Below are 11098 nucleotides of genomic sequence, written 5' to 3' on the forward strand. Positions count from 1 at the left end.
TCCCGTATATGGCTCCGCTTGCCCCTTTGAATCTGGCTGATCAAAAGGACACACTACTTCGGATTCCGATCTGGATGATGCATACGCGTCCCCATTTTTTGCGCCAGAAAAACAGCGTCAGAGAACGAAAAAGTAAAATATAGCGCAAGTATCGTGCTGATGTGATGATAAATTATTAGCCGAGGTGGAGACGGCATGAAACGAAAAGGTGTGTTACTTCTGGCTCTGAGTCTTCTCGTTTTGTTGACAGGCTGCTGGAACCGCAGAGAATTGAATGATTTGGCGATCGTCATGGGGACAGGTATCGACAAGATTAACGGAGAGTACGTGATTTCCGCCCAAATCGTCAATCCTGGAGCGGTAGCGTCAACAAACAGTGGGAAGATAAGCCAATCAGCTGTTGCCACTTACAGTATGCGGGGATCGAGCATTTTTGAGGGAATCCGGAGAATGACGACGGAAACGCCTAGAAGGCTGTATTTTTCCCATATCCAGGTGCTGGTTTTGGGGGAGCAGGTAGCAAGAGAAGGGATAAAAGAAGCGCTGGACTTGTTGTTTCGTGATCATGAGGTTCGACCCGATTTTTATGTCATTCTGGCGAAGGATACAACAGCGCTTCAAATCCTCAGCATGATCGACCCGTTGGAAAAAATCCCCGCTACGAAGCTCTATAAAAGCTTGGAAACGGGAGAGAAAGCTTGGGGGTCGATTGTCTCCATGAGATTGGATGAAGTTATTGCTGATTTGCTCCGGGAAGGTGTAGAGCCGGTTCTGGTAGGCGCTACGCTGAAAGGGAGGGTACAATCGGGTACAACCGATATAAGCTCCCAAAAAGATAGCCAGCCCAATCTGTTGAAGTACCAGGACATCGGGGTCTTCAAAAAAGATAAGCTGCTGGGTTGGTTGAATGAAGAGGAAAGCATCGGATTCAGCTATATTACTGACAGAGTGGACAGTACCGTAGAAGAAATTCCTTGTGACAAAAAACATAAAATCGTCATTGAGATCATTCGGAGCAAAACAACAGTCAACGGGAAAGTGAAGAATGGCAATCCGCAAATAGAAGTCAGTGTGTCGGCAGAAGGGAATGTAGGCGAGGTGGCGTGCCCGAAAGATTTATCCAATCCCCAAACCATATACAAATTGGAGGCGGATGTGGAAAAGAGGATCAGGGAGAAAATCGTAAGTGCCATCCATAAAGCGCAAAAGCAATACCACTCCGATGTTTTTGGATTTGGGCAGTCGATCTACCACAATGACCCTAAAGGCTGGAAGAAGGTAAAGGAAGAGTGGGATTCCAAATTCACCGACCTGAACGTGAAAATAAAAGTGGACGTCAGGCTCAGGCGGACAGGAAAGGTGGGCAATTCGTTTATTCCTTTCATCAAAAAGGATTAGAGCATAACTTTTTCCATCTGGGGAAATGGTAAAGGTATTCCAGCGAAAAAGTAGGTGCGCCGCATAGCATGTGGACCATCATAATGATTTTGCTGATCAGCCTACTGATTGCCCTCGTTGAGGTGCCTTATTTGAGAAGGAACGCGATGAAGAAGGAAATGCTGGTTTTCTTCATTTTGCTTGTAGTCGGGACGGGACTTGGCATAGCCGAATCGCTTGAGGTCAATATTCCGAACCCGTTGGACTGGATCACATTTGTCTATAAACCATTCAGCGACTTCATTTATGGAATTGTGGAATGAAGCAGTAGCCAGCAGCGAGGCGGGGGAGCGAGAGTGATTGATTAACAACGGTCATATTAGCGCAAGGCAATTCATGATACTCGTGACGCTTTTTGCGATTGGCGACGCGATTTTGTACGTTCCCTCCCTCACTGCTACCGCTGCCAAGCAAGATGCGTGGATCTCCGCCCTCATAGGGTGGGGGGAAGGCTTTCTTTTGACCTATCTGTATATTTCGCTTAGCATGCGCTACCCGAACAAGTCGATCTTTCAGTACAGCGAGGATATATTGGGAAAATGGATGGGGAAAGTGGTGGCTATCCTGTTTATCACTTATTTCTTCATCGACGCTTCGCTTATGCTGATGGAGATTGGCGATTTTGTCACGACACAGATTATGCAGGAGACCCCCATCGAAATTATTCTTGTCCTTTTTACAGTGATCATCGTCATCGGGGTTCGCAGTGGAGCAGAAGTCTTTTCTCGGGTAAGTGAGCTGTTGTTTCCGTATTTTCTGTTGCTGTTCTTTGTCTTAATCGTATTTATCTCCCCCCAGATTAAAATAGAAAATGTGAAGCCTGTCCTTGCGCATGGCATGGCGCCTGTATTTGGGGGGAACTTCCGGTACATGGGGTATTTGCTGGAGACAGTCATTCTGATCGTGATGTTTCCCTTGGTAAAGCGACCAGCGCGTGCCGCCAAAGCTTATATCTTGGGCAGCCTTTTTTCTAATCTCTTCCTGACAATGATTACCGCTGTGGCAATCTTGGTCTTGGGTGCTGATATTACCGTACTGCTTGCCTACCCAAGCTACACACTTGCGCAAAAAATCAGTATCGGTAATTTTTTTGAGCGAATCGAAGTGTTGATGGCTGTTATCTGGTTTATTACGCTCTTTATAAAAATTACCATTTGCTTTTATGCGACGAGCCGTGGAATCGCATATACGCTGGGGTTGCGGGATTACCGTCAATTGACACTTCCGCTGGGGATGATCATGATCGTGGTGGCATTGGCGACGATGCCTAACCGCCCTTATTTTGATACTTTCGTTTCAGAAATTTGGATGCCTTATTCCCTAACGTACGGTTTATTTTTGCCCGTTCTCTTACTGAGTGTGGGGGCCCTAAGAAGAAAAAAAACAATCTGCTAGCACAGCTGCAGACTGTTTTTTTCTGATTACGCGTCGGATTGTCTTACTCGGCAGCCATGCTGCTTTCTTTCAAGATAACGTCATGTGCGCCGCCTTCTACCAAGCTGGTAGCAGAGATGACGGTGATCCGTGCTTTTTGTTGGAGCTCTGAGATGGAGAGCGAACCGCAATTGCACATGGTCGATTTGATTTTGCTCAAGGTACGGTCCATGTTCTCGCGAAGGCTTCCCGCGTATGGTACGTAAGAGTCTACGCCTTCTTCAAAGACGAGACTGCTTTTGCCGCCAGTGTCATAGCGTTGCCAGTTGCGAGCGCGGTTGGAGCCTTCTCCCCAGTATTCTTTCACGAAGTTGTTGCCGATCTTCACTTTTTTGGTCGGGCTTTCGTCGAAGCGAGCGAAGTAACGTCCCAGCATGACAAAGTCTGCACCCATAGCCAAAGCCAGTGTCACGTGATAGTCGTGTACGATTCCGCCGTCGGAGCAGAGCGGAACGTAAATGCCTGTTTCCTTGAAGTACTCGTCGCGAGCCGCTGCCACTTCAATGAGGGAAGAGGCTTGGCCACGTCCAATTCCTTTTTGTTCGCGGGTAATGCAGATGGAGCCGCCGCCAATCCCTACTTTAATGAAATCTGCGCCAGATTCCACGAGGTAGCGGAAGCCTTCCTTATCGACGACGTTACCTGCACCGATCGGAACATTGAAGTTTTCTTTTACATATTGAACCGTCTCGCGTTGCCATTCGCTGAAGCCGTCAGAGGAGTCGATGACCAGAATATCAACGCCTGCTTCCACCAACGCAGGGACGCGTTCTTTGTAGTCCTTTGTATTGATACCTGCACCTACGATATAGCTCTTGTTCGCGTCCAAAAGGGACAGCGGATTGTTTTTGCGGGAATCGTAGTCCTTGCGGAAAACGAGGAAGTCGAGATTTTGATTTTCGTCTACGATTGGCAAGCAGTTGAGCTTGTGCTCCCAGATCAGGTCGTTGGCTTCGGAGAGCGTGATGCCGGATTTGCCATAGATCAGCTTCGAGAATGGTGTCATGATGTCGCTGACGAGTTTGTCCAAAGAGTCGCGGCTGATGCGATAATCGCGACCTGTTACGATTCCGAGCAGCTTGCCTTTTGCCGTACCATCCTCCGTAATGGCAACGGTGGAGTGGCCTGTCGCCTCTTTCAATTCCAAAATGTCTTTCAGCGTATGGCTTGGTGTCAGGTTGGAGCGGCTAACGACGAAGCCAGCCTTGTAGCCTTTTGCTTTGCGAACCATGGTTGCTTGGCTCTCTACGGACTGGGAGCCAAAAATAAACGAAATACCGCCACATCTAGCCAATGCGACCGCCATATGATGGTCGGAAACTGCTTGCATGACTGCGGATGAGAACGGTATGTTTAGTGTGATGGCAGGCTTTTCACCTTTTTTATACTTGGTAATCGGAGTGGATAAGTCCACATTGTTTGGTGTGCATTCTTTTGTGGTGAGATTTGGCAACAGCAAAAACTCATTAAACGTCCGAGATGGTTCTGTGTAATAAAAAGCCACGATTCTCTCCTCCTAGGTGAAGTTAGTCTCCATTTTTTTGAACTGCCTCTTTATTAGAGAAATTTTTACCATGGTAACCGCGAAGTTCGACAACGTCAATAGGGAATCGCTAGAAGAAGTGATTTCTTTGCTAAAATGATGAGCACAGGCTTTCATGTTTATGACGAAGCCTATATAGAAATCGGGAACTGTGAGAAGCTCGGATTTGTCACGGTATCTTCTTACGCTTTTATTGAATCTCTCCTTTAGAATAGAAAAAGAGAGGACAAGTGTCCCCTCCTAATGCGTGTTCAAAAAGTTGGCTTTTCAGTACCGAGAAGATGGCGAGAACCGAACGAAGGAGGAGCGGAGTGTGGTCAACTACATGAGCACCGGACTTCGGAGGTGAACGCCATATTCGATGTCGATTATGCTTTCTGGACTACTTCGTGATCAAAAGACGACTTTTTGAACAGCCTTTTATCAGTTCAATCGGCCTTTAAACTCAACAGGTACAATCATCGTAAAGCAAGGTCCATCTGGATCGTTGCGGGCATCAATCGTCCCTTTATGTGCTTCCAAGACGGCACGGGCAATAGCGAGTCCAAGCCCATGCTTGCCCGACTTTCCTTTGCGGAAACGCTGGAACAAGTTCGGCAGCAGCGCCTCCTCAATGGATGGCCCATCATTGGAAATCGCAACGACGACGCTTTTTCCCGCGTGTCTCCCTGTGATGGTAAGTCGGCTTTTGGCGTAGCGCAGTTGATTCTCCATGATATTGACGAACGCCGTGCTCAATTGCTCGCCGTCTCCCTCCACGATCAAGTTGGCTGCTAGATTTAACTCCCACTCGATTTGCGGATTGAGCACGGAGAGCCGCTGCTTCAACAGGTGCATCATCTCTGACAGGTCGACGCGGTCGACTTGCATCATTTGAGAGACAGACTCGATCTTCGTGATATACAAGAGCTGTCCAACGACCTTTTCGAGGCGCTTGCTTTCCTCCATGATGATGGAAAGCCCTTTTTCAGCCTGAGGGCCCTGGAAGACGCCTTCAATGAGTCCTTGCGTGTATCCTTGAATCGCCATGATCGGTGTTTTGAGCTCATGGGAAATATTTTGGACAAAATGCTGCTGTGACTCGTCGTATTCCTTCAGTTGGTTCTTCATCATATCGAATGAGCGGGCGAGCTGTCCGATCTCATCTCCGCGATCCATCGCAAGCGGGATATCGAACTGACGACGAGCGATTTTTTTACATAGCTCTTCCAGTGTTCGCAGCGGTCTGCTCAAATATCCACTAAACCACACGGCCAAAAGCCAGCTTACGAGCAGCAACAGACCAAACACGAGCAAAAACTGACGAGTCAAAATCGAATTGATCTGGTTGAGCTCCTGTTCCTTGGAGAACAGTACCATGTAATAGGGGAAGCCGTGGTAATCCATTTTTTTGCTGACGAACAAATAGCTCTCGTCTCCACGATCCAGCGAGCCATGCTGCAGCTTTTGGCTTGGGTATGTGGCTGCTTTTAAGAAAAGCTCTTTGGCATCCTCATACGGAATGCGGCCATTGCTATTGCTCCGGCGCCCCAGCTCCTGACCGTTCTCAGCATAGACGATCATATCAAATGAGTACTCATAGCGTTGGAGCAAGAGCTGTAAAAAGTAAGGGGCCGCAGCCGGGACAGGCAGCAGCTCATTATGCTCGTTGAAGGAGATATGCTGAGATAGGGTGTAAAACTCTTCTTCCAAAAGCGAGTAAGTGTTGGATACCAGATACTGTTTGACAGCCATCGGATACCCGATGCCAAGGCCGACCCCGAGGACGCTGGTCAGGATCATGAACAAAATGAGGATTTGCCTGGAAATCGGCAGGTTTTTTAGTCGGAATTTGCTCATATACGCGTCATTCGGTAGCCGAAGCCATAGACCGTCTCCAATGGAAACTTGGGCATTTTCTTGCGGATGCGCTTTACCAAGTCATCGACAGCCCTGTCTGAGCCGATGTAGTCTTCTCCCCAGATGGACGTCAGAATCTGCTCACGATTCAAGGCCAGACCTTGATTGTGCAAAAGGTAGACGATGAGCTCGAATTCTTTGGTGGTTAAATCAATGAGTTCGTCGCCTTCTTTTACTTGTCTGCCTTTTTCTGAGATCATATAAGGATCAACCGTTACCCAGTCTTGGAAGGTTTGGGTAGAGGAAGCAGCGGCACCGGGCTTCTCATAGGTGCGTTGGAGCAGCTTTTTCGCACGGATGACCAGTTCGCGAGGGAGAAATGGCTTCGCCAAGTAGTCGTCGCTGCCTAGTTCCAGTCCAATGATTTTATCGACATCCTGATCGCGAGCGGAGATGAAGATGATGGGAACATTCGACTTTTCGCGGATAAGACGCAAGAGCTCATAGCCGTCGATGTCAGGCATCATGATGTCCAATATCCACAAATGTGGCTGTGTTTCTTCATCAAGTAACGGCAAGACGTCCTTGCCGCTAGAAAACGCTTTCACCTGCAATCCAGCACTTTGCAAATACGATTGCAAGAGCTCCAACAGGTTTGTTTCATCGTCCACCAGATAGACGAGGTAGGGGGTATTCATAGATTTCGGCCTCGCTTTGCATCTGTTTTATATCAGTATTGTAGCATAGCCAAAAACGAGATGTGTGGCACGGTCGTATGAGAATCGTGGAAAACGTGTGGAAGCAGGATTCCCCCGTATCCTTCTGGAAAAAGAAACAGGGAAAAAAAGACAACGAGAGATGGAAAGGAGCGATTCATATGAAACGAACAGTCAAATCGTCTCTCATGGTACTAGCCTTCATGCTCTTAACGACGGCCTGCGGTCAAAAGCCAGTGGACACCCAACCGAGTCCGCAGATACCTGATCCGATTGTGCAAACGCCACCGGAAACGAATCAGCCCATCGAATACGCGTATAAGGCACCCATGACAGGAATTGGAAGTCACGAAAACCTGGGGAGCAAACGCCCGATCATGGTGATGATCAACAACGCTCCACCCGCACGTCCACAAACAGGCATCAACAAAGCGGACATGATTTATGAGGTATTGTCCGAAGGGGAAATGACCCGCTTTCTTGCGATATTCCAAAGCCAAAAACCCGAAGTAATCGGACCTGTCCGCAGTATCCGTCCTTATTTTATCCAGATCGGGACTGGTTTTGATGCGGTCCTCGTTCACGCGGGAGGCAGTCCGGATGCGCTGGAAGCCCTGGCACGAAAAGACCTCAGTCATCTGGATGAAATTCCGAACGGTCAATACTTTTGGCGAGAAAAGTTCCGCAAAGCGCCACATAACCTGTATACCAAGCCAGAGCTCCTGGAAAAAGCGATGCAGGATAAAGGGATGCGTCAAACGGCAGAGGTGCCTCACTTCACGTTCCTGCCGGAGAATGCCGAGATCAAGGAAGGCGTGCCTGCTACACAGGTAGATCTGACTTTCCACTCATTGAATAAAGCTGCTTTTACATATGATGCTGAGCAAAAGAAATACATGCGCTTTACGGCAGGGAAGCCGCATTTGGACTTGAGCGACAAGAAACAGTTGTCTACGACCAATCTGTTGGTCATCTCCGCCAAACACCGCGTGCTGGATAAAGAAGGGCGTCTATCTGTCGATGTAATCGGTCCGGGGGACGGTTATTTGTTCCAGCAAGGAAAAGCGCGCAAGATCAAATGGAAGCGAAGCAATGGAGTCATCCGTGCCTATGAGGACGCGGCTTTGACGCAAGAAGTACCACTTTTATCTGGAAATACCTGGGTATCCATATTGCCGAACTCACCGGGTCTGTCGAAGTCCCTCCAGTTCCAGTAAGGATTAGGGCTTGCGGATGAAGGCGGTTTCTTCTAAGATATTGTTGAAGCTTTAGTGCTTAAAAATTGTACAGTGAGAAACCGCTCGAAAGACGGACTATATAACAGAGGTGACAGACATGCAATTGGAAAAATTAAAAGGAAAAGGGCTCGAGCAGTTGTTTGAAGCTATTCTTTCCCTGGAAACGATGGAAGAGTGCTATCAATTTTTTGACGATCTGTGCACAGTGAACGAAATGCAGTCGCTCGCACAGCGTCTGGAAGTGGCGAGAATGCTCCGCAAAGGCTTTACTTACAATCAGATTGAAGCAGAGACCGGCGCAAGTACGGCGACTATTTCTCGCGTCAAACGCTGTTTGAACTATGGAAATGACGGATACCAGATGGCGCTTGAGCGGATCGGAAAATAGCTAGGAGGCAGGCAACGTTGATTGACTATCGTGGCTGGCGCCATACATTTAAACTAGACCCGGATAAAACAATCGATGACGAGGCCTTGGAGGCGATTTGCGAGTCCGGAACAGATGCGATCATTGTAGGCGGCACGTACGGTGTGACCTATGACAATACGCTCGAATTGATGTCGCGATTGCGTCGTTACGCAGTACCCGCTGTCTTGGAGATTTCCTCGCTGGATGCGGTTGTGCCGGGATTTGATTCGTACTTGATCCCGCTCGTATTGAACGCTGGCGATCCAGACTGGATTTTTGCTCCGCATGTATCGGGGCTTCAAGCGTTTGGCGCTTATATTCATTGGGATGAGATTATTACAGAAGGCTATATCATCGCCAATCCGGAAGCGGGCGTAGCACAGCTGACGAAAGCACGTCCGATTGCGGATGCCTCGCAGGCCAAAGCGTACGCGCAGGTAGCAACGAACATTTGCCGCTTGCCGATTGTCTACATGGAGTACAGCGGTACATACGGTGATCCGGCAATCGTAAAGGCTGCCAAGGCAGGCGCGGGTGAAGCCCACCTCTTTTATGGCGGCGGGATTCGTAACCCGGAGCAAGCGGCAGAAATGGCTGCGATTGCTGATACGGTTGTTGTAGGGAATGTCATTTATGATGATCTCGCTGCTGCATTGGCTACTGTGAAGGCCGTTAAGGGAACAAGCAACTAAAAAAACCACCTCCCCAACTTATGATTGGGCGAGGTGGTTTTTCATGTCTACTTTAGTTTTTCAAGGGAAGGGTTACGCTCCAGTCGACATCTTTGTTTTCTTTCAATTGCTCTAAAATGGAAATCGTCAGTTCTTTCGGGATAGCTTTCAGATCTTTCACCAAATTGAGTGGACCGCTCAAGACAATATTGCCTTTTGCATCTCTTGTTAGTGAGCCTTTGAAATAGCCGGTGTATTTATTGCCATTTTCATCAACTGCTGCAAATTTATCTACGTCCGCAACACCTGGTGCCAAGGTTGCATCCAGTTGCATCGTTGCACTCATTCTCTTTTCGTTCCGAATCGTTTCTTCTTTTACAGTAAAATTCGAGAAGGTAAACACGTTTCCTTCATGCTCTGTTGTGACAGGCTTGTTTTTCATCGCATCAATGGACAGCTTTTGCTCAAAGTCTGCGGAAGTGGTTTGATAGGTCGCTGCGACTCTAAAGGTCAGGTCTTTATCCGTTGGCAAGGAGTGAAATGTGAGAAAGTTAACCTTTTTGCCTGTTGGTGTGTCATCGACAACACGGACAAAGTAGTTTCTGGCTACATTTTTGTAATATGGCTGTGGGTATCTCTCCTTGTTCCCTCTATTCATTTCGCTCCATTTGGCAAGCACCGCTCCTGTATCATCCACAATTTCATAGGTAAGACCCTGAGAGGTATACTCTGCCAAGGTGTTCTCGATGACGAATTCAATCTGGCCTGGTGTCACCATGACTTGCTTTAGATCAATCAATTCGCCATTTGGAGCAGTGTATTGTTTATGGATGGGAACAATTTTTGTGTCTTTTTTCGCTTTGGAAATGTCAATTGGAAAGGTAACATTCCATTTTCCGTCAATGCCTTCGACGTCCTTGATCACAAGATCGATGTTCAATTCATCTGGAATCTCGCTCGTATCACTAAAAAAGGTTTGGATGGGGCGACTGAGCATAATGAGCTCACTCTGTCCTTTTACTTGCGTCAAATCATTATGCCCGATTTGAAATTCCTCATCGTAGTTTGTATACGTTTTGCCATCCTTATCTGTTATTTTCAATTCATAGGATGTACCTTCGTCCTGCAAAACACGAGAGAACAGATCCTCAATTGGTTTTCCATTCTGATCCTTGATGGTAAAAAGAATTCGGACATCCCTTGAGTCCGCCATGACTTCTTTTACTTCAAGGGTCATTCCATTATCGACAGCTTTCAGATCAACTTTTTTGTTATAGCCTTCTTGAAGTCCACGTTGGATGAGGAGGTTTGTGGAGGCTAGTGTATCAAAAAGGCTGCTCTCTTGCGTCTGCTTCAGCTGAGGTTTGATGGTTGATGCATACAAGCCATGTACATACGTTGCAAAAGAAGGGGAGGTGAGTGTTCCGAAATAGACAACTGCTGCTATTCCTGCTACAGCGATGGTTGCTTTTTTCACGATATCCAGACTCCTTTTTTTCCAATTGGTTTTTCTTTGCAATTTTTGTCTCTCTGATCGTTTCAGAATGTGTATAGGGTAAGGGGGAAGGTTCGCCATGATGCTATGAATGACTGCTTCGGACGGTTCGTCTGTCGCCAGTGATTCTTCTGGATCTTCAAGCGCATCCAGCTCCTGCTTCAACCTACGTTGGCAATGACGGCACTCTTCCAAATGGGCTGCTATGAACTCGGCTTCCTCTGGTTCAAGAAGATCGTATAGATACAAAGCAATTTGTCCTTTATCTAAGCATTTCATAGATGAAAGTCCCCCCCTTGCCCTGCATGCCCGATCG

Annotated in this window: 11 protein-coding genes; 7 read left to right on the top strand and 4 right to left on the bottom strand. The window is 47.6% G+C overall.

From position 1 onward, the window contains the following. Nucleotides 1-8 precede the first annotated feature (8 nt). From C7R94_RS27595 to C7R94_RS27610, 4 genes are all read left to right on the top strand, one after another. On the top strand, nt 9-143 hold the full coding sequence (locus C7R94_RS27595; protein WP_233220688.1) for a spore germination protein: 135 nt from the start codon (nt 9-11) through the stop codon (nt 141-143). Between the two features lie 52 nt (nt 144-195). Further along, nucleotides 196-1398, top strand: coding sequence for a Ger(x)C family spore germination protein (locus C7R94_RS27600; protein WP_106785784.1), 1203 nt, complete (start codon nt 196-198; stop codon nt 1396-1398). A 68-nt stretch (nt 1399-1466) separates the two neighbouring features. Continuing rightward, a complete protein-coding gene (locus C7R94_RS27605) occupies nt 1467-1700 on the top strand; it encodes a hypothetical protein (protein WP_047072258.1) in 234 nt (77 codons plus the stop codon). A gap of 37 nt (nt 1701-1737) precedes the next feature. After that, nucleotides 1738-2832 (top strand): GerAB/ArcD/ProY family transporter, encoded by a 1095-nt coding sequence (locus C7R94_RS27610; protein ID WP_106785785.1) that lies wholly within the window; start codon nt 1738-1740, stop codon nt 2830-2832. A 43-nt stretch (nt 2833-2875) separates the two neighbouring features. Here the strand turns inward: C7R94_RS27610 and C7R94_RS27615 are convergent, their stop codons facing one another. From C7R94_RS27615 to C7R94_RS27625, 3 genes are all read right to left on the bottom strand, one after another. After that, nucleotides 2876-4375 carry an IMP dehydrogenase gene (locus C7R94_RS27615; protein WP_106785786.1) on the bottom strand — a complete coding sequence of 500 codons (1500 nt, stop codon included), beginning with the start codon at nt 4373-4375 and terminating at the stop codon, nt 2876-2878. 462 nt (nt 4376-4837) lie between these two features. Next, entirely contained in the window at nt 4838-6253 is a 1416-nt protein-coding gene (locus tag C7R94_RS27620; RefSeq protein WP_106785787.1) for a sensor histidine kinase, read from the bottom strand. Continuing rightward, on the bottom strand, nt 6250-6951 hold the full coding sequence (locus tag C7R94_RS27625) for a response regulator transcription factor (RefSeq protein WP_047072254.1): 702 nt from the start codon (nt 6949-6951) through the stop codon (nt 6250-6252). Before C7R94_RS27625 ends, C7R94_RS27620 begins: the two co-directional genes overlap by 4 nt. Nucleotides 6952-7130: 179 nt before the next feature. On the opposite strand from C7R94_RS27625, the gene C7R94_RS27630 reads away from it, so the two are divergent. The 3 genes from C7R94_RS27630 (at nt 7131) to pcrB (ending at nt 9308) form a co-directional block, all read left to right on the top strand. Continuing rightward, nucleotides 7131-8186, top strand: coding sequence for a DUF3048 domain-containing protein (locus tag C7R94_RS27630; protein ID WP_106785789.1), 1056 nt, complete (start codon nt 7131-7133; stop codon nt 8184-8186). Nucleotides 8187-8304: 118 nt separating this feature from the next. Beyond that, a complete protein-coding gene (locus tag C7R94_RS27635) occupies nt 8305-8595 on the top strand; it encodes a YerC/YecD family TrpR-related protein (RefSeq protein ID WP_047072253.1) in 291 nt (96 codons plus the stop codon). A gap of 17 nt (nt 8596-8612) precedes the next feature. Further along, nucleotides 8613-9308, top strand: coding sequence for a heptaprenylglyceryl phosphate synthase (gene pcrB / locus C7R94_RS27640; protein ID WP_047072252.1), 696 nt, complete (start codon nt 8613-8615; stop codon nt 9306-9308). Between the two features lie 52 nt (nt 9309-9360). Here pcrB and C7R94_RS27645 read toward each other — a convergent pair whose 3' ends face one another. Continuing rightward, on the bottom strand, nt 9361-11061 hold the full coding sequence (locus C7R94_RS27645; protein ID WP_106785788.1) for a DUF4179 domain-containing protein: 1701 nt from the start codon (nt 11059-11061) through the stop codon (nt 9361-9363). Nucleotides 11062-11098: the final 37 nt, after the last annotated feature.

The organism is Brevibacillus sp. NRRL NRS-603 (assembly GCF_003013445.1).
Taxonomy (GTDB): domain Bacteria; phylum Bacillota; class Bacilli; order Brevibacillales; family Brevibacillaceae; genus Brevibacillus; species Brevibacillus formosus.

Bases quoted from the DNA above. Each gene is read 5' to 3' on its own strand.
- C7R94_RS27595 (WP_233220688.1), top strand. From the start codon at position 9: ATGGCTCCGCTTGCCCCTTTGAATCTGGCTGATCAAAAGGACACACTA.
- C7R94_RS27600 (WP_106785784.1), top strand. From the start codon at position 196: ATGAAACGAAAAGGTGTGTTACTTCTGGCTCTGAGTCTTCTCGTTTTG.
- C7R94_RS27605 (WP_047072258.1), top strand. From the start codon at position 1,467: ATGTGGACCATCATAATGATTTTGCTGATCAGCCTACTGATTGCCCTC.
- C7R94_RS27620 (WP_106785787.1), bottom strand. From the start codon at position 6,253: ATGAGCAAATTCCGACTAAAAAACCTGCCGATTTCCAGGCAAATCCTC.
- C7R94_RS27625 (WP_047072254.1), bottom strand. From the start codon at position 6,951: ATGAATACCCCCTACCTCGTCTATCTGGTGGACGATGAAACAAACCTG.
- C7R94_RS27630 (WP_106785789.1), top strand. From the start codon at position 7,131: ATGAAACGAACAGTCAAATCGTCTCTCATGGTACTAGCCTTCATGCTC.
- C7R94_RS27635 (WP_047072253.1), top strand. From the start codon at position 8,305: ATGCAATTGGAAAAATTAAAAGGAAAAGGGCTCGAGCAGTTGTTTGAA.
- C7R94_RS27645 (WP_106785788.1), bottom strand. From the start codon at position 11,061: ATGAAATGCTTAGATAAAGGACAAATTGCTTTGTATCTATACGATCTT.